Consider the following 17979-nt stretch of genomic DNA (forward strand, 5'->3'; position numbering starts at 1 on the left):
TTTCAGAAACGCCATCGCGAGCAGGCTCGCTCCCACATTGGGTCGTCATCGTCAGTACTTGGTTTATTTCCCGCCGCTACCGGCCACGCTCTCACCGCCTCGGGTCAGGTAATACGCGCCCAATATCGGCACCATCGTGACCATCATCACCAGCATCGCCACCACGTTGGTCACTGGCACATCGCGAGGGCGGCTGAGTTGGTTGAGCAGCCACAGCGGCAAGGTGCGTTCGTGGCCGGCGGTGAAGGTGGTGACGATGATCTCGTCGAATGACAGCGCAAACGCCAGCATCCCGCCGGCCAGCAGTGCCGACCCCAGGTTGGGCAAGATGATGTAGCGAAAGGTCTGCCAGCCGTCGGCCCCCAGGTCCATCGAGGCCTCGATCAGGCTGTGGGAGGTGCGGCGCAGGCGGGCGATGACGTTGTTGTAGACGATCACCACGCAGAAAGTGGCATGGCCGACGACGATGGTGAACATCCCTGGTTCGATGCCCAAGGTCTTGAAGGTCGCCAGTAGCGCAATACCGGTGATGATGCCTGGCAAGGCAATCGGCAGGATCAGCATCAGCGAAATGCCTTGCTTGCCGAAGAAATCGCGTCGGTACAGCGCCGCCGAGGCCAGGGTGCCAAGCACCATGGCGATCAACGTGGCGATGGCCGCGACCTGCAACGACAGCTTGATCGCCTCCAGCACATCCGGGCGCGCGAAGGCGACGCTGAACCACTTCAGGGTCAGGCCCTTGGGCGGGAAGCTGAACGCGGCGTCCTCGGTATTGAAGGCGTAGAGGAAGATGATCAGGATCGGGAAATGCAGGAACACCAGCCCGCCCCACGCCGCGATCCGCAAGCCCCACGAGGCCCGGTCTTGAGAGTCAGAGTGCATCGAAAGCTCCCAGTCGCTTGACGATGGATAAATACAGGGCGATCAGCACGATGGGCACCAGGGTGAACGCCGCGGCCATGGGCATGTTGCCGATGGCGCCTTGCTGGGCGTAGACCATGCTGCCGACGAAGTAGCCCGGCGGGCCCACCAACTGGGGCACGATGAAATCCCCCAGGGTCAGCGAGAAGGTGAAGATCGAGCCGGCGGCGATGCCGGGGATCGACAGCGGCAGGATCACCTGCATGAACGTCTGGTGTGGCCTGGCGCCCAGGTCGGCCGAGGCTTGCAGCAGCGATGGCGGCAGACGCTCCAGGGACGCCTGGATCGGCAGGATCATGAACGGCAGCCAGATGTAGACGAATACCAGAAAACGCCCCAGGTGTGAGGTGGACAAGGTGCTGCCACCCACGCCCGGGATCCCCAGCACGAACTGCAACACCGGCCCCAGGCCCAGGTGCTGGACGAACCATTGCGCCACGCCACCCTTGGCCAGCAGCAGCGTCCAGGCATAGGCCTTGACGATATAGCTGGCCCACATCGGCAGCATCACCGCGATGTAGAAAAACGCCTTGGTCTTGCCACTGGTGTAGCGCGCCATGTAGTAGGCAATCGGGAACGCGACGATGGCGCTGGCGATGGACACCGCTATCGCCATGCTCAGGGTGCGCAAAATGATGTCGAAGTTCGACGGCTGGAACAGCGCCGCGAAATTCGCCAGGGTCAGGTCCGGCGTGACCGCCATGGTGAAGTCGTCGAAGGTGTAGAAACCCTGCCACAGCAAGGTCAGCAGCGAGCCCAGGTAGATCGCGCCGAACCAGATCAGCGGCGGCACCAGCAACATCGACAGGTACAGGTTGGGGCGCCGGTACAGCAGGTTGGAAAAGCGTCGCAACGGTGAACCGGGCGTGGGCGTTTGAGCGATGGCCAGGGTGTTCATCTCACACCTCGCCACTGACGGTGTCGTGCAGCGCGACCATCGCCTCCCGGGCCCAGCGTACGCTCAGGTGCTGGCCGGTCTGGTGCTGGGCTGTGTTGTCGAGCCACTGGGTGTTGGCCTGGCTGAGGTTCAGGGTCTGGCCGTTGGCAAGCTTCAACTCGTAGCGCGTGGCGCTGCCCTGGTACTGGATGTCGTGCAGCAGGCCGTGGACTTCGATCTCACCACTGGCCAACGGGCCCTCGGCGAAACGCACGTGTTCCGGGCGAATCGAGAACGGCTGTGGATAACCGCTCAGTTCCCGGGCCAGCTCGCCACGGATCACGTTGGAGGTGCCGACGAATTCGGCGACGAAGGTGGTCGCCGGTTTCATGTACAGGTTGCGTGGGGTGTCGACCTGTTCGATGCGGCCCTTGTTGAACACCGCCACGCGGTCGGACATCGACAGCGCCTCGGTCTGGTCGTGGGTGACGAAAATGAAGGTGATGCCCAGCTGGCGTTGCAGCTTCTTCAATTCGCCCTGCATCTGTTCGCGCAGCTTCAGGTCGAGGGCGCCCAAAGGTTCATCGAGCAGCAACACTCGCGGGCGATTGACCAACGCGCGGGCCAGGGCCACCCGTTGACGCTGGCCGCCGGAGAGCTGCACCGGCTTGCGTTCGCCGTAACCGCCCAGGGCAACCATCTCCAGCGCTTCGTCGGCGCGCTTGATGCGCTCGGCCTTGGCGACGCCTTTGACTTTCAGGCCGTAGGCCACGTTGTCGCGCACGTTCATATGGGGGAAGAGGGCGTAATCCTGGAACACCGTGTTGACGTCCCGCTGGTACGGCGCAAGCCCGGTGGCCTCTTCGCCGTGGATGCGGATCGAGCCGGCACTGGGTTGTTCGAACCCGGCGATCAGTCGCAGGCAGGTGGTCTTGCCCGAACCGGACGGGCCCAGCATCGAAAAGAACTCGCCGTCCTGGATGTCGATGCAAACCCGGTCAACGGCTTTCACTTCGCCAAATTGACGGGATACCTGGGTGAATTGGACTGCAAGCGTCATGGTGCGGGGCTCCAAAAAAGCGCGACTGCTGTTGGATCGGAGGTGAGTTGCCGTGCACCAAACCTGTGGGAGCAGTGCTGTGGGAGCAAAGCTTGCTCGCGATACAGGCGCCTCGGTTCCCCGGGAGACCGCATTATCTTCATCGCGGGCAAGCCTTACTCCCACACAGTGAACTACACCGACTGATTGGGTTTAACGCCCACCCATGATCGCAATGTAGTCCTGGGTCCAGCGGCTGTACGGCACGAACTTGCCGCCCTCGGCCTGTGGGGTTTTCCAGAAGGCGATCTTGTCGAACTGATCGAAACCGTTGGTCTTGCAGCCCTCGGCGCCCAGCAGTTCGCTGCCCTTGCACGCCGCCGGCACCGCCGGCAACGAGCCGAACCACGCGGCGACGTCACCCTGGACTTTCGGTTGCAGCGACCAGTCCATCCATTTGTACGCGCAGTTGGGGTGCTTGGCCTCGGCGTGCAACATCGTGGTGTCGGCCCAGCCGGTGGCGCCTTCTTTCGGAATGGTCGAGGCGATCGGTTGTTTTTCGTTCATCAAGCCGTTGACCTGATACGGCCAGGCGCCGGACGCCACCACGCCTTCGTTCTTGAAATCGCTCATCTGCACGGTGGTGTCGTGCCAGTAGCGGTGGATCAACGGCTGCTGGGCCCGTAGCACTTCCAGCACGGCCTTGTACTGGGTTTCGTCGAGTTGGTACGGGTCCTTGATGCCCAGCTCAGGCTTGGCGGTCTTGAGGTACAGCGCCGCGTCGGCGATGTAGATCGGGCCATCGTAGGCTTGCACGCGCCCCTTGTTCGGCTTGCCGTCGGGCAAGTCCTGGGCGCTGAACAGCACGCTCCAACTGGTGGGCGCCTGCTTGAACACCTCGGTGTTGTACATCAGCACGTTCGGGCCCCACTGGTACGGGGTGCCGTAGGTCTGCTGGTTGACCACGTACCACGGCGCATCCTTGAGGCGCGGGTCGAGGTTTTTCCAGTTGCTGATCAGTGCGGTGTTGATCGGCTGCACGCGCTTGCCGGCAATCAGCCGCAACGAGGCGTCGCCCGAGGCGGTGACCAGGTCGTAGCCACCCTTGGTCATCAGGCTGACCATTTCGTCAGAGGTGGCGGCGGTTTTCACATTGACCTTGCAACCGGTTTCCTTCTCGAAACCGGTGACCCAATCGTAGGCCTTGTCGCTTTCGCCGCGTTCGATGTAACCCGGCCAGGCGACGATATCCAGTTGGCCTTCGCCGGCGCCAACGGCCTTGAGTGGTTCGGCGGCCTGGAGGCTGACGCTGGTCAGCAGCGTCGTGGTGATTGCGCTGAGCAATACGGTCTTGTGCGCGTACATGGAAATCCCTCTTGCTTTAATTATGGTCGGGGCAGTGTTCGAACAGGGTGAAGCGCCATGGATGGCCTGTTATTAGAGTAGTGCTGTTATCTACAGATGCTGGCCGTGGCGGGCCATGATGTGGCGCACCACGCTGTAGTCCTGGAGCGAATCGCTGGACAGGTCTTTGCCGTAGCCCGAACGTTTCAGGCCGCCGTGGGGCATTTCGCTGACCAGCATGAAATGGCTGTTGATCCAGGTGCAGCCGTATTGCAGGCGCGCCGCCACCTGCATGGCCTTGTCCAGGTTCTGCGTCCATACCGAGGACGCCAGGCCGTATTCGGAGTCGTTGGCCCAGTCCACCGCCTGGCTGAGTTCGTCGAAGCGGGTCACGGTGACGACCGGGCCGAACACTTCGCGCTGGACGATTTCGTCGCTTTGCTTGCAGCCGGCCAGCAGCGTGGGCTGGTAGTAGAAACCGGCGCCGGAATGCACCGCCGCGCCGGTAATGCGTTCGATGTGTGGTTGGCCGAGGGCGCGTTCGACAAAACTGGCCACGCGGTCGCGCTGGCGGGTGCTGATCAGCGGGCCGATCTCATTGTCGGCGTCGCGCTTGCCGGCAAAGCGCAGGCTGCTGACCGCCGCGCCGAGTTCGGCCACCAGACGGTCGTGAATTGCGCCTTGGGCGTAGATCCGACACGCCGCCGTGCAATCCTGCCCAGCGTTGTAATAACCGTAGGTGCGCACGCCTTCGACCACGGCCTGGATGTCGGCATCGTTGCACACGATCACTGGCGCCTTGCCGCCCAGCTCCAGGTGCGTGCGCTTGAGGGTTTTCGCTGCTGCCTGGAGGATCTTCTGCCCGGTGACGATATCGCCGGTCAGCGAGACCATGCGCACCTTGGGATGGCTGACCAGATGGCTGCCGACACCTTCGCCGCCCCCGCAGAGGATGTTGATGACGCCTCGTGGCAGGATCTGGGCCAGTGTCGGCGCCAGGGCGAGGATCGACAGCGGCGTGTGCTCCGATGGCTTGAACACCAACGTATTGCCGGCGGCCAGGGCCGGGGCGATTTTCCACGCGGCCATCATGATCGGGTAATTCCACGGTGCAATGGACGCCACCACGCCAATCGGGTCGCGACGCACCATGCTGGTGTAGCCGGGCAAGTATTCGCCACTGAGCTGGCCGGTCTGGCAGCGCACGGCGCCGGCGAAGAAACGGAATACATCTACCGTCGCACTGAGGTCGTCCTGGCGCGCCAGGTGCAGCGGCTTGCCGCAGTTCAGGGATTCGAGGCGGGCCAGCTCATCGGCGTTCTTTTCGATGGCGCTGGCGATGTCCAGCAGCAGGTTCGAGCGTTGTTGCGGCGTGGTGCGCGACCAGCCGTCGAAGGCCTGATGGGCGGCGAGGATCGCGGCTTCGACCTGCTCGGTACTGGCCTCGGCGATGTGAGCCACGACTTCACCGGTGGCCGGGTTGAGGATCGGCTCGACAATGCCTTCACCGGGAACGAGTTCCCCGTTGATCAGCAACGTGGTGCACAACGGGGTTTGCGTGCCAGCCATGTTCGCCTTCTCTTTTTTGGAAGTGACTACTGCTATCAGTTACAACACAAAACCTGTGGGAGCGAGCCTGCTCGCGATAGCGGTCTATCTGTAACACCGCTTCGCGAGCAGGCTCGCTCCCACAATGGATTGCGGTGGTGCAGCAAGACTAGTGCTCGGCCTTAAGGCCGACAAATTCGAAATACTCAAGGCTGCGTTCGATTAAATAGATGGCTTTCGCCCGCCATGGGGCTGTTCCCGGGCGACGGCCAGGAACGGGTCGACCGACGCCGGTCGAGCCGTGCCTCGGCGCCAGGCCAAGCCGACGTCGAGGGTCTGGTTGAGGTCGGCAATCGGTCGCGCTTCGATGATGTCGCCTTCCAGCGACCAGGGGCGGTAGGTCATGTCCGGTTGGATCGATACGCCCAGCCCCGCTGCCACCAGGCTGCGCACCGCTTCGGTCGAGGCCGTACGCAGGGTGATCTTCGGTTGCAGGCCGGCACCGCGCCACAGGCGCTGGGCGTTACGGTCCATTTCATCGACGTTCAGTTGGATCAGCGGCTCGCGGGCCACGTCGGCCAGGTTGATGCTGTCGTGCTCCAGCAGCGGGTGCTGCGCCGGCAGCCACAAGCGGTGGGGCGAATGCGTCAGGACTTCGGTCTGCAAGGCGTGGCGGTCTTCCAGGTTGGACAGGATCAACACCCCGACATCGATTTCGCCGCTGACCAGCAAATGCTCGATGTACGGGCGTTCGTCTTCCATCACGCGGATTTCCACGTTGGGATAGGCGCGCTGGAAGCGGGTCAGCAGGTCCGCCAGGTAATAACCGGCGACCAGGCTGGTGACGCCGATGGTGACTTGGCCGGCGACCTGGTCGGTGCTTTGCTGCAGGCTGCGCTTGGCGTTGTCGACGGTGGCCAGGATCAGATGGGCCTGGCGCAGGAATTGATGGCCCTGGTGGGTCAGGGTCATGCCTTTGGCGTGGCGGTTGAACAGGCTGACGCCGATTTCCTGTTCCAACTGCTGGATGGCCAGGGTCAGGGTGGACTGGGAAATGAATGCCGTTTGCGCAGCGGCGGAGATGGAGCCGGTTTCAGCCACGGCGATGAAATGACGGATCTGACGCAGGGTCATCATGGTCGAATACCCAGTGGGCGATTTTATCGATGTGCTGGAGTGTATATCGTTTTTTTAGAAGGGTAGGTGAGCGCGTCTTTGAATGAGCCAGGCAACATCTGGAAGCAATCTCGCCGGAGGCGCCGGGGCACTTTCGATCTAGGCTGGTGGCCTTACGTTGACCCGAAATGTGGAGACGACAAATGAACACCCGTGGATTGCTCGATCAGCTTCTCAAGTCCGGCCAGGAAATGTTGCAGAACAAGGCTGGCGGTTCCCAAGGCAAGTCGTCCGGCGGTCTGGGCGGGTTGCTCGGTGGCTCCGGCAACTTGGGCGGGATGCTTTCCGGCGCGGGCGGCGGGGCACTGGCCGCCGGGGCCATGGGCCTGTTGCTGGGCAACAAGAAAGCCCGCAGCTTCGGCGGCAAGGCCCTGGCCTATGGTGGCCTGGCTGCCTTGGGCGTGATCGCCTACAAAGCCTATGGCAACTGGCAGGCCCAACAGGGCAACGCACCGAAAACCGAACCGCAGACCCTCGACCGCGTGCCTGCGGCGCAGGTCGAGCAGCATAGCCAGGCGATCCTCAAGGCGCTGGTGGCGGCGGCCAAGGCCGACGGTCACGTGGATGAGCGTGAACGGCAGTTGATCGAAGGCGAGTTCACCAAGCTCGATAACGACCAGGAACTGCAACACTGGCTGCACGCCGAACTCAACAAGCCCCTGGACCCCACCGACGTCGCCCGCGCCGCCAGCACCCCGGAAATGGCGGCGGAAATGTACATCGCCAGCGTGATGCTGGTGGACGAGGAAAACTTCATGGAGAAGTCCTACCTCGACGAACTGGCGCGCCAACTCAAGCTGGATCCGGGGTTGAAGGTGGAGTTGGAGAAACAGGTACGCCAGGCGACTGTATAGATCAGTCCCAACTCATTCCCCTGTGGGAGCGGGCTTGCTCGCGAAGGCGGTGTGTCAGTCAATGGAAATGTCGACTGATGCACCGTTTTCGCGAGCAAGCCCGCTCCCACAGTGGTTTTGTGGTGTTTGGCGGTCTTGTGTCCAACCCATTTCCCTGTGGGAGCGAGCCTGCTCGCGATGGGGCCCGGTCAGTCACAGTGTTTTTGACTGATGCACCGCTATCGCGAGCAAGCTCGCTCCCACAGGTCAAATCCCCTCACACCGCCATACTGGCCCGGCGCCGCCCTCGGCTATACTGCCCAACATTTCAAGTGCCCGAGGTTTTACTGTGAAGAATTGGACATTGCGCCAACGCATCCTGGCGAGTTTTGCGGTGATCATCGCCATCATGCTGTTGATGGTGGTTGTCTCGTATTCACGGTTGTTGAAGATCCAGGACAGCGGAGAAAAGGTCCGGACCGATGCGGTGCCGGGGGTATATTTCAGTTCCATGATTCGCGGCGGCTGGGTCGACAGCTACGTCTTGACCCAACAAATCGTCGGCCTTTCGGGCAACCGGGAAATCACCGCCCAGGACAAGGCCCGCTACCAGGGCTTCGAGCAGCACCTGCGCGAAGAAATACAGAACTATCAAAAACTGATCCAGAACCCCGCCGACCAGGCCTCTTTCGACGAGTTCGAGGCCAATCACCTGGCGTTCAACCAGGCCATGGCAAAGGTCCTGGACTTGTACCAGCGCAAGGACTACGAAGGTGCGCGGCAGGCCTTGGACAAAGAGCTGACGCCAGAATGGATCGGCGGCCGCGGGCATTTGAACCAGATCATCGAGCGCAATCGTGAGCTGGCGGAAAACGCCACCCTGACCATCGGCGATGCGGTCACCGCGGCCAAGATCGCCATGGGCCTGTCGTTCCTGGTCGCGCTGATCATCGCCGTGCTGTGCGGGTTGTTGTTGATGCGGGCGATCATGGGGCCGATGAACCGTATCGTCGAGATTCTCGAGATCATGCGCAGCGGCGACCTGAGCGGGCGCCTGAATCTGGCGCGCAAAGACGAATTTGGTGCCGTGGAAACCGGCTTCAACGACATGATGGCCGAGCTGACCTCGCTGGTGTCCCAGGCCCAGCGCTCTTCGGTGCAGGTCACCACCTCGGTCACCGAGATCGCCGCCACCTCGCGCCAGCAGCAGGCCACGGCCACCGAAACCGCCGCCACCACCACCGAGATCGGCGCGACGTCTCGGGAAATCGCCGCCACCTCCCGAGACCTGGTGCGCACCATGACCGAAGTGTCCACCGCCGCCGACCAGGCTTCGGTGGCCGCCGGCTCCGGCCAGCAAGGCCTGGCGCGCATGGAGGAAACCATGCATTCGGTGATGGGCGCCGCCGACCTGGTGAACGCCAAGCTGGCGATCCTCAACGAGAAGGCCGGCAACATCAACCAGGTGGTGGTGACCATCGTCAAAGTGGCCGACCAGACCAACCTGCTGTCCCTCAACGCGGCCATCGAGGCCGAAAAGGCCGGCGAGTACGGTCGCGGTTTTGCCGTGGTGGCCACTGAAGTACGACGCCTGGCCGACCAGACCGCCGTGGCGACCTATGACATCGAGCAGATGGTGCGCGAGATCCAGTCCGCGGTATCGGCCGGTGTGATGGGCATGGACAAGTTCTCCGAAGAAGTGCGTCGGGGCATGGCCGAAGTGCAGCAGGTGGGTGAGCAACTGTCGCAGATCATCCATCAGGTTCAGGCCCTGGCGCCGCGCGTGTTGATGGTCAACGAAGGCATGCAGGCCCAGGCCACCGGTGCCGAGCAGATCAACCACGCCTTGGTGCAGTTGGGCGATGCCAGCAGCCAGACCGTGGATTCCCTGCGCCAGGCCAGTTCCGCCATCGACGAGCTGAGCCAGGTCGCCGTAGGGCTGCGCAGCGGCGTCTCGCGTTTCAAAGTCTGATGGGCGAACTCGAGACCCGCCGTGGCGCCGCACCGACGGCCCGCCAGTCGTTGTTCCTGGTGTTCTGCATCGGCAACGAACGTTACGCCCTGCAGGCCATCGATGTGGTGGAAGTGCTGCCGCGCCTGCCTCTCAAACCGATTGCCCGGGCGCCGTCCTGGGTGGCGGGGGTGTTTGCCTGGCGCGGCACGGTGGTGCCGGTGATCGACCTGTGCGCCCTGACCTTCGGCCAGAGCGCCGAGGCCCGGACCAGTACGCGATTGGTGCTGGTGCGCTATCAGGGCGACGCGCAACAAACGGGACAAGTGCTGGGGTTGATCCTGGAACAGGCGACCGACACCGTGCGCTGCGACCCGGCCGATTTCAAACCTTATGGCCTGGACAACCGGCAGGCGCCGTACCTCGGCCCTGTCCGTGAAGATGCCCTGGGGTTGCTGCAATGGGTGCGGGTCAATGACCTGCTCGATGAATCCGTTCGGGCGCTGCTGTTTCCTGCGCCGCCGCTGAACCTCGATGACCTCGAGGCCACGCCATGAACAACGACCAGCGTTTTTTCGACTTCCTCAAGGAGCGCATCGGCCTGGATGTGACCTCCGTCGGCACCGCGATCATTGAGCGGGCTGTGCGCCAACGCATCATTGCCGTGCCCGGGCGAACCGCCGATGAATATTGGCAGGCCCTGCAGCATTCGGCCCAGGAGCAGCAGGCGCTGATCGAAGCGGTGATCGTCCCGGAGACCTGGTTCTTCCGCTACCCGGAATCCTTCGCGACCCTCGCCAGGCTGGCCGTCAAGCGCCTGGCCGAGATCAAGCACCTGCGCGCGCTGCGCATCCTCAGCCTGCCGTGTTCCACCGGCGAAGAACCTTATTCGATTGCCATGGCCTTGCTCGACGCAGGCCTGGGACCGCATCAGTTCAAGGTAGACGGCCTGGACGTCAGCCCGCTGTCGGTGGCGCGGGCCAAGGAAGCGCGCTACGGCAGGAATTCCTTCCGTGGCGCGGAGCTGGGTTTTCGCGAGCGGTACTTCGACGCCGAAGACGAGGGTTATCGCCTCAGCGAGCGGGTGCGCGAACAGGTGCGTTTGCAAGTGGGTAACCTGCTGGATCCGGCTTTGCTGGTGAACGAGGCACCTTACGATTTTGTGTTCTGTCGCAACCTGTTGATCTATTTCGACCAGCCGACCCAACAGCAGGTGTTCGAGGTGCTCAAGCGCCTGACCCATCAGGACGGTGTGCTGTTTATCGGCCCCGCCGAGGGCAGTTTGCTGGGCCGACTGGGCATGCGCTCGATCGGGATCGCCCAATCGTTCGCCTTCAGCCGCCAGGGTGCCCCCGAGCCGCAACCGTTGCCGGCCTTGATGCCGACCCCGCTGCCAGTTCGTCAGCCTCCGCCCCGCGTCGTTCCGCCAGTGATTCGGCCGCGGCCGTTTGCGGCGAGCGTGACGCCGATTGTCGAGCCCAAAAGCAGCGATGCCGCGACCTTGCTGGCCAATATCGCCGCCCTGGCCAACGGCGGCAAAAGCGCCGAGGCCCGCGTGGCTTGCGAGGCCTACTTGCGCAGCCACGCGCCAAACGCCCAGGTGTTCTATTGGTTGGGCCTGCTCAGCGACATGGCTGGCAGCGCCCTTGAAGCCCAGGGTTTTTATCGCAAGGCGCTTTATCTTGAACCGCAACACGCCGAGGCCCTGGTGCATCTGGCGGCGCTGCTGGCTTCCCAGGGAGACGCGGCCGGAGCCCGTCGATTGCAGGAACGCGCCGCCCGTAGCGGGCGCGCGGCAGACAGTGAGCACAAACGATGAGCGGTTCGGCTTCTTACACCGTCACCCATGACGATGCCCAGGCAATCGACGACTGCTGGAATCGCATCGGCGTGCATGGCGACAAATCCTGTCCGCTGTTGGTCGAGCATATCCACTGCCGCAATTGCTCGGTGTATTCGGCGGCCGCCACCCGGCTGCTCGACCGTTATGCCTTGCCGCAGGATCAGCGGGAGGTGTCCCTGGCCCCGGTGGACACCGATGTGGTCACGCGCTCGCTGCTGATGTTCCGCCTCGGCGAGGAATGGCTGGGCCTGACCACTCGCAGCCTGGTGGAAGTGGCGCCGTTGCAGCCGATCCATTCCTTGCCCCACCAGCGCTCGCGGGCCTTGTTGGGCGTGGCGAATGTACGCGGGGCGCTGGTGGCCTGCCTGTCGCTGGTCGAGCTGTTGGACCTGGAGCCCGGCGCGGCGGTGGTTGCCGGCGCACGGGTGATGCCGCGCATGTTGATTGTCGCGGCCAAGGGCGGGCCGGTGGTGGTGCCGGTGGATGAGGTGGACGGCATCCACGCCATCGATGAACGCATCCTGGCGAGCGCTTCGCAATCGTCGGGCAAGTACACCCGTGGTGTGCTGCCCTTCAAGGGCCGCAGCCTGCGCTGGCTGGATGAAGAACAGCTGCTGTCCGCCGTGGCCCGGAGCCTGTCATGACCCCTGATCAGATGCGCGACGCCTCGTTGCTGGAACTGTTCAGCCTGGAAGCCGAAGCCCAGACCCAGGTGCTGAGCACCGGCCTGCTGGCCCTGGAGCGCGATCCGACCCAGGCCGAATACCTCGAGTCGTGCATGCGCGCGGCGCACTCCCTCAAGGGCGCGGCGCGCATTGTCGGGGTGGACGCCGGGGTCAGCGTGGCCCATGTGATGGAGGATTGCCTGGTCAGTGCCCAGGAGCGGCGCCTGGTGTTGGGCGCCGAACACATCGACGCCTTGCTGCAAGGCACCGACCTGCTGACGCGCATCGCCACCCCGGGCAACAGCGTCGGCGCCGCGGACATCGACGCCTATGTGGGGTTGATGGGGCGTCTGCTTGATCCCAACGCGCCACAGGCCCCGGCAATGGTCTTACCAACCGTCGAGACACCGGTCGAGCCGCTACGCGTCGAGCTGCCGGAAGTGGAACTGCCCCCGGCAACGGAGCCTGCCCCCAAGCGCAAACGGGTCACCGAAGGCGGCGAGCGGGTCTTGCGGGTCACGGCCGAACGCCTCAACAGTTTGCTTGATCTGTCGAGCAAATCCCTGGTGGAGACCCAGCGCCTCAAGCCCTGGCTGGCGACGATGCAACGCCTCAAGCGCCAGCAAAGCAGCGGCCTGCGCGCCCTTGAAGAGCTGAACGTACACCTCAAGGACCATGCCCTGAGCCTGCAAGCCCAGGAAGCCCTTGGCGATGCCCGCCGTTTGCTCGCCGAAACCCAGCAATGGCTGGCGCAGAAAACCGCCGAGCTGGATGAGTTCGCCTGGCAGGCCAGTCAACGGGCGCAGGTGCTGTACGACACGGCGCTGGCCTGTCGCATGCGCCCGTTCGCCGATGTGCTTTCGGGGCAGACACGCATGGTCCGTGACCTGGGCCGCAGCCTGGGCAAACAGGTGCGCCTGGAGATTGAGGGCGAGAAAACCCAGGTCGACCGCGATGTGCTGGAAAAGCTCGAAGCGCCGCTGACCCATTTGCTGCGCAACGCCGTGGACCATGGCATCGAAACCCCGGAGCAACGAATGCTGGCCGGCAAGCCCGCCGAAGGCCTGATCCGCCTGCGGGCTTCCCATCAGGCTGGCCTGTTGGTGTTGGAGTTGGCGGACGATGGCGCCGGGGTGGACCTGGAACGGGTGCGCCGCAGCATCGTCGAGCGCGGCCTTTCCCCTGAGCAAACCGCCGCCAGCCTGAGCGAAGAGGAGCTGCTGACCTTCCTGTTCCTGCCCGGTTTCAGCCTGCGCGACAAAGTCACCGAAGTGTCCGGGCGCGGCGTCGGCCTGGACGCCGTCCAGCACATGGTCCGGCAACTGCGCGGTGCGGTGGTGCTGGAGCAGACGGCGGGCGAGGGCAGTCGCTTTCACCTCGAGGTACCGCTGACGCTGTCGGTGGTGCGCAGCCTGGTGGTGGAAGTCGGCGATGAAGCGTACGCCTTTCCCCTGGCCCACATCGAACGCATGTGCGACCTGGCGCCGGAAGACATCGTCCAGGTCGAAGGTCGCCAGCATTTCTGGCACGAAGGTCGGCATATCGGCTTGGTCGCCGCCAGCCAGTTGCTCAATCGCCCGGCGACGCAAGGCAGTAGCCAGACCCTCAAGGTCGTGGTGATCCGCGAGCGCGAGACGATCTACGGCGTGGCGGTGGAGCGCTTCATCGGCGAGCGGACCCTGGTGGTCCTGCCCCTGGACGAACGCTTGGGCAAGGTCCAGGACATTTCCGCCGGGGCCTTGCTCGACGATGGCTCGGTGGTGTTGATTGTCGATGTCGAAGACCTGCTGCGTTCGGTGGACAAATTGCTCGATACCGGGCGCCTGGAACGCATCGCCCGACAGAACCAGGCCCAGGCCCCGCGCAAGCGGATCCTGGTGGTGGACGATTCCCTGACCGTGCGCGAGCTGCAACGCAAGTTGTTGCGGGGTCGCGGCTACGACGTGGCGGTGGCGGTGGATGGCATGGATGGCTGGAATGCATTGCGCTCGGAGGATTTCGACTTGCTGATCACCGACATCGACATGCCACGCATGGACGGCATCGAGCTGGTGTCGCTGTTGCGGCGCGACAACCGCTTGCAGTCGCTGCCGGTGATGGTGGTGTCCTACAAGGACCGCGAAGAAGACCGCCGTCGTGGTCTCGACGCCGGGGCCGACTATTATCTGGCCAAGGCGAGTTTTCACGACGACGCCCTGCTCGACGCCGTGGTTGAATTGATCGGAGGGGCGCGCGCTTGAAGATCGCCATCGTCAATGACATGCCCCTGGCGGTCGAGGCCCTGCGCCGCGCCCTGGCGTTCGAGCCGGCGCATCAACTGGTCTGGGTGGCCGCCAACGGCGCCGAGGCGGTGCAACGCTGCGCCGAATACACCCCGGACCTGATCCTCATGGACTTGTTCATGCCGATCATGGATGGCGTGGAAGCCACCCGGCGGATCATGGCCGACAGCCCATGCGCTATTGTGATTGTCACCGGGGACAGCCAGCAGAACGTCCACCGGGTGTTCGAGGCCATGGGCCATGGCGCGCTGGATGTGGTCGATACCCCGGCCTTGGGGGTCGGTAACCCGGCGGACGCTGCAGCGCCGTTGCTGCGCAAGATCACCAACATCGGCTGGTTGATCGGTGAGCGCAACAAGCGTGAACGACCCGCGCCAGCGGCGCAGCGTGCGGCAGTGTCGCGCAAGAGCCTGGTGGCCATCGGGTCGTCGGCGGGCGGGCCGGCGGCGCTGGAGGTGCTGCTCAAGGCGCTGCCGCGTGACTTTACCCCGGCCATCGTGCTGGTCCAGCATGTGGACGAAGTGTTCGCCGCCGGCATGGCCGAGTGGCTGGGCAGTGTCTCGGGCCACACGGTGCGCCTGGCCCGGCAGGGCGAGACGCCACAGAGCGGCACGGTGTTGCTGGCCGGGACCAATCATCACCTGCGCTTGTTGAAGGACGGCACCCTGGCCTACACCGCCGAGCCGGTGAACGAGATCTACCGGCCCTCCATCGACGTGTTTTTTGAAAGTGTCGCCCAGTACTGGAGCGGTGACGCGGTGGGTGTATTGCTCACCGGCATGGGTCGCGACGGTGCGCAAGGGCTTAAACTGATGCGCCAGCAGGGCTATGCGACCATCGCCCAGGACCAGCGCAGCAGTGCGGTGTACGGGATGCCCAAAGCGGCGGCCGCCATCGACGCCGCCGCCCATATTCTCGCCCTGGACGCCATCGCGCCACGGCTGTTGGAGATTTTTACCCCATGATGAACCCCGCCAGCCTTGCGCCAGGGCGTACTCAGGTAAGCCACCATGAATGATCTGCAGCTCGACGAATTCAAGCGCGATGAGAACGCCGCCATGGTCTTGCTCGTCGACGACCAGGCGATGATCGGCGAAGCGGTGCGGCGCGGGCTATCGAACGAAGACAACATCGACTTCCATTTCTGCTCCGATCCTCACCAGGCCATCGCCCATGCGATTCGCATCAAGCCGACGGTGATTCTCCAGGACCTGGTGATGCCCGGCCTGGATGGCTTGAGCCTGGTGCGCGAGTACCGTAACCATCCGGCCACCCGCGATATCCCGATCATTGTCCTGTCCACCAAGGAGGACCCGTTGATCAAGAGCGCGGCGTTCGCCGCCGGGGCCAACGACTACCTGGTCAAGTTGCCGGACAACATCGAACTGGTGGCGCGCATCCGCTATCACTCGCGTTCCTACATGATGCTGTTGCAACGCGACGCGGCCTATCGGGCGCTGCGGGTCAGCCAGCAGCAACTGCTCGACACCAATCTGGTGCTGCAACGCTTGATGAACTCCGACGGCCTGACCGGATTGTCCAATCGCCGGCACTTCGACGAATACCTGGAGCTGGAATGGCGCAGGGCGATGCGCGACCAGAGCCAACTGTCGCTGCTGATGATCGACGTGGACTACTTCAAGGCCTTCAACGACAACTTCGGCCACTTGGAAGGCGACGAAGCGCTGCGCAAGGTCGCCACGGCGATCCGCGAGGCGTGCAGCCGTCCGTCCGACTTGCCGGCCCGCTACGGCGGCGAGGAGTTCGCCCTGGTCCTGCCTGGCACCTCGCCGGGCGGCGCCCGGCTGATGGCCGAGAAACTGCGCCAGGGCGTCGCCACCCTGAAAATCCCCCACACCACGCCCGACGGCGGCGCAAACCTGACTGTCAGCATCGGCGTCTCGACCTTCATCCCCCAGCAGGGTAGCGATTGCCGGCAACTGATCTCGGCGGCGGACAAGGGGTTGTACCTGGCCAAGCACAATGGGCGTAATCGGGTGGGTTTCGAATAGATCACCCTGAATGTCGGCTTGAATGCTTTTGTGGCGAGGGGATTTATCCCCGCTGGGCTGCGCAGCAGCCCTAAAGCCCGACAACTCGGTGTGTCAGGCAAATTGAGTTGACTGTATTTGGGGCTGCTGCGCAGCCCAGCGGGGATAAATCCCCTCGCCACAGGGGGATTGTGCAGATCAATCCCTGAACCTCATTACCCCTAAAGCCGCCAGGCGGGCTGCCGCTGGCGCTTGATTACGTTATACTCGCCGGCTTTCAAAAGTTCGCCAACGAGTGCTGCCCGCCATGGAAATCAACCCGATCCTGAACACCATCAAGGACCTGTCCGAGCGCTCCGAAACTATTCGGGGGTATCTTTGACTACGATCAAAAGCATGAGCGTCTGACCGAAGTCAATCGCGAGCTTGAAGATCCGAATGTCTGGAACAACCCTTCGTACGCCCAGGAACTGGGCCGCGAGCGTTCTGCGCTGGCGCAGATCGTCGAGACCCTGGACGAGTTGTCCAGCGGCCTGGCCGATTGCCGCGACCTGCTGGACATGGCTGTCGAAGAGAACGATGAAGGTGCAGTCGGCGATGTCGTCGCCGAGCTGACACGCCTGGACGAGAACCTCGCCAAGCTGGAATTCCGTCGCATGTTCAGCGGCGAGATGGACATGAACAACGCCTACCTGGACATCCAGGCCGGTTCCGGCGGCACCGAGGCCCAGGACTGGGCCAACATCCTGCTGCGCATGTACCTGCGCTGGGCTGACAAACGCGGTTTCGACGCCACCATCATGGAACTGTCGGCCGGTGAAGTCGCCGGGATCAAGGGCGCCACGGTGCACATCAAGGGCGAATACGCCTTTGGCTGGCTGCGGACCGAGATCGGCGTGCACCGCCTGGTGCGCAAGAGCCCGTTCGACTCCGGCAACCGCCGCCACACCTCGTTCTCGGCCGTATTCGTTTCGCCGGAAATCGATGACAACATCGAGATCGAGATCAACCCGGCGGACTTGCGCATCGACACCTACCGTTCCTCCGGAGCCGGTGGTCAGCACGTTAACACCACCGACTCGGCCGTACGGATTACCCACGTACCGACCAACACCGTGGTCAGTTGCCAGAACGAGCGTTCCCAGCACGCCAACAAAGACACCGCGATGAAGATGCTCCGGGCTCGCCTGTACGAGCAGGAAGTGCAGAAGCGCAACGCGGCGTCCCAGGCGCTGGAAGACACCAAGTCGGACATCGGCTGGGGTCACCAGATCCGTTCGTACGTGCTCGATGCCTCGCGGATCAAGGATCTGCGGACCAGCATCGAACGCAGCGATTGCGACAAGGTGCTCGATGGCGATATCGATGAATACCTGATCGCCAGCCTCAAACAAGGGCTGTAACGCGACACCCATGCGGCGGGCAGGCACGCTTCCATCAGGGAGCATGACTCGCCCGCAAACTCCGGCCCGGGGCCGGGGGCAACGAACCTGTGATGGAATCCTTAAA

The 17979-nt window shown here is 63.5% G+C and carries 15 protein-coding genes; 9 read left to right on the forward strand and 6 right to left on the reverse strand.

Annotated elements, in window-relative coordinates:
- Positions 1 to 63: 63 nt before the first annotated feature.
- From B0E42_RS05390 to B0E42_RS05415, 6 genes are all read right to left on the reverse strand, one after another.
- On the reverse strand, positions 64 to 882 hold the full coding sequence (locus B0E42_RS05390; protein ID WP_018611084.1) for an ABC transporter permease: 819 nt from the start codon (positions 880 to 882) through the stop codon (positions 64 to 66).
- The gene (locus tag B0E42_RS05395; protein WP_018611082.1) at positions 872 to 1819 is read right to left on the reverse strand and encodes an ABC transporter permease; all 948 of its coding nucleotides are present in this window, start codon (positions 1817 to 1819) and stop codon (positions 872 to 874) included. The genes B0E42_RS05390 and B0E42_RS05395 overlap by 11 nt, the downstream gene beginning before the upstream one ends.
- A 1-nt stretch (position 1820) precedes the next feature.
- A complete protein-coding gene (locus tag B0E42_RS05400) occupies positions 1821 to 2858 on the reverse strand; it encodes an ABC transporter ATP-binding protein (protein WP_018611080.1) in 1038 nt (345 codons plus the stop codon).
- A 192-nt stretch (positions 2859 to 3050) separates the two neighbouring features.
- Positions 3051 to 4202 carry a putative ABC transporter substrate-binding protein YdcS gene (gene ydcS, locus B0E42_RS05405; RefSeq protein ID WP_077505903.1) on the reverse strand — a complete coding sequence of 384 codons (1152 nt, stop codon included), beginning with the start codon at positions 4200 to 4202 and terminating at the stop codon, positions 3051 to 3053.
- Between the two features lie 90 nt (positions 4203 to 4292).
- Positions 4293 to 5750 carry a gamma-aminobutyraldehyde dehydrogenase gene (locus B0E42_RS05410; protein ID WP_077505905.1) on the reverse strand — a complete coding sequence of 486 codons (1458 nt, stop codon included), beginning with the start codon at positions 5748 to 5750 and terminating at the stop codon, positions 4293 to 4295.
- Between the two features lie 201 nt (positions 5751 to 5951).
- Positions 5952 to 6866 carry a LysR family transcriptional regulator gene (locus B0E42_RS05415; protein ID WP_018611075.1) on the reverse strand — a complete coding sequence of 305 codons (915 nt, stop codon included), beginning with the start codon at positions 6864 to 6866 and terminating at the stop codon, positions 5952 to 5954.
- A 182-nt stretch (positions 6867 to 7048) separates the two neighbouring features.
- Here B0E42_RS05415 and B0E42_RS05420 point away from each other — a divergent pair, with 182 nt between their 5' ends.
- The 9 genes from B0E42_RS05420 (at position 7049) to prfB (ending at position 17873) form a co-directional block, all read left to right on the forward strand.
- A complete protein-coding gene (locus B0E42_RS05420) occupies positions 7049 to 7759 on the forward strand; it encodes a tellurite resistance TerB family protein (protein WP_077505907.1) in 711 nt (236 codons plus the stop codon).
- A gap of 328 nt (positions 7760 to 8087) precedes the next feature.
- Positions 8088 to 9710, forward strand: coding sequence for a methyl-accepting chemotaxis protein (locus B0E42_RS05430; RefSeq protein WP_018611067.1), 1623 nt, complete (start codon positions 8088 to 8090; stop codon positions 9708 to 9710).
- A complete protein-coding gene (locus B0E42_RS05435) occupies positions 9710 to 10246 on the forward strand; it encodes a chemotaxis protein CheW (protein WP_024616772.1) in 537 nt (178 codons plus the stop codon). Before B0E42_RS05430 ends, B0E42_RS05435 begins: the two co-directional genes overlap by 1 nt.
- The gene (locus tag B0E42_RS05440; RefSeq protein WP_024616771.1) at positions 10243 to 11508 is read left to right on the forward strand and encodes a protein-glutamate O-methyltransferase CheR; all 1266 of its coding nucleotides are present in this window, start codon (positions 10243 to 10245) and stop codon (positions 11506 to 11508) included. Before B0E42_RS05435 ends, B0E42_RS05440 begins: the two co-directional genes overlap by 4 nt.
- On the forward strand, positions 11505 to 12176 hold the full coding sequence (locus B0E42_RS05445) for a chemotaxis protein CheW (RefSeq protein ID WP_018611061.1): 672 nt from the start codon (positions 11505 to 11507) through the stop codon (positions 12174 to 12176). Before B0E42_RS05440 ends, B0E42_RS05445 begins: the two co-directional genes overlap by 4 nt.
- Positions 12173 to 14437: a hybrid sensor histidine kinase/response regulator gene (locus B0E42_RS05450; RefSeq protein WP_077505911.1), complete on the forward strand. Its 2265-nt coding sequence runs from the start codon at positions 12173 to 12175 to the stop codon at positions 14435 to 14437. Before B0E42_RS05445 ends, B0E42_RS05450 begins: the two co-directional genes overlap by 4 nt.
- Positions 14434 to 15444 (forward strand): chemotaxis response regulator protein-glutamate methylesterase, encoded by a 1011-nt coding sequence (locus tag B0E42_RS05455; protein WP_077505913.1) that lies wholly within the window; start codon positions 14434 to 14436, stop codon positions 15442 to 15444. Before B0E42_RS05450 ends, B0E42_RS05455 begins: the two co-directional genes overlap by 4 nt.
- 45 nt (positions 15445 to 15489) lie before the next feature.
- Positions 15490 to 16491, forward strand: coding sequence for a diguanylate cyclase domain-containing protein (locus tag B0E42_RS05460; protein WP_077505915.1), 1002 nt, complete (start codon positions 15490 to 15492; stop codon positions 16489 to 16491).
- 286 nt (positions 16492 to 16777) lie between these two features.
- Positions 16778 to 17873 (forward strand): peptide chain release factor 2 gene (gene prfB, locus B0E42_RS29735; protein WP_095963568.1). Its coding sequence is split into 2 segments (ribosomal slippage): positions 16778 to 16849 and positions 16851 to 17873, totalling 1095 coding nucleotides; the frame shifts between segments, so codons are not numbered across the junction.
- The last annotated feature ends 106 nt before the right edge of the window (positions 17874 to 17979 follow it).

This window comes from Pseudomonas sp. A25(2017) (genome assembly GCF_002001065.1).
GTDB classification, from domain to species: domain Bacteria; phylum Pseudomonadota; class Gammaproteobacteria; order Pseudomonadales; family Pseudomonadaceae; genus Aquipseudomonas; species Aquipseudomonas kilonensis.

Bases quoted from the DNA above. Each gene is read 5' to 3' on its own strand.
- B0E42_RS05460 (WP_077505915.1), top strand. From the start codon at position 15,490: ATGAATGATCTGCAGCTCGACGAATTCAAGCGCGATGAGAACGCCGCC.
- B0E42_RS05395 (WP_018611082.1), bottom strand. From the start codon at position 1,819: ATGAACACCCTGGCCATCGCTCAAACGCCCACGCCCGGTTCACCGTTG.
- B0E42_RS05400 (WP_018611080.1), bottom strand. From the start codon at position 2,858: ATGACGCTTGCAGTCCAATTCACCCAGGTATCCCGTCAATTTGGCGAA.
- B0E42_RS05420 (WP_077505907.1), top strand. From the start codon at position 7,049: ATGAACACCCGTGGATTGCTCGATCAGCTTCTCAAGTCCGGCCAGGAA.
- B0E42_RS05390 (WP_018611084.1), bottom strand. From the start codon at position 882: ATGCACTCTGACTCTCAAGACCGGGCCTCGTGGGGCTTGCGGATCGCG.
- B0E42_RS05410 (WP_077505905.1), bottom strand. From the start codon at position 5,750: ATGGCTGGCACGCAAACCCCGTTGTGCACCACGTTGCTGATCAACGGG.
- B0E42_RS05445 (WP_018611061.1), top strand. From the start codon at position 11,505: ATGAGCGGTTCGGCTTCTTACACCGTCACCCATGACGATGCCCAGGCA.
- B0E42_RS05450 (WP_077505911.1), top strand. From the start codon at position 12,173: ATGACCCCTGATCAGATGCGCGACGCCTCGTTGCTGGAACTGTTCAGC.
- B0E42_RS05435 (WP_024616772.1), top strand. From the start codon at position 9,710: ATGGGCGAACTCGAGACCCGCCGTGGCGCCGCACCGACGGCCCGCCAG.
- B0E42_RS05415 (WP_018611075.1), bottom strand. From the start codon at position 6,866: ATGATGACCCTGCGTCAGATCCGTCATTTCATCGCCGTGGCTGAAACC.
- ydcS (WP_077505903.1), bottom strand. From the start codon at position 4,202: ATGTACGCGCACAAGACCGTATTGCTCAGCGCAATCACCACGACGCTG.
- B0E42_RS05440 (WP_024616771.1), top strand. From the start codon at position 10,243: ATGAACAACGACCAGCGTTTTTTCGACTTCCTCAAGGAGCGCATCGGC.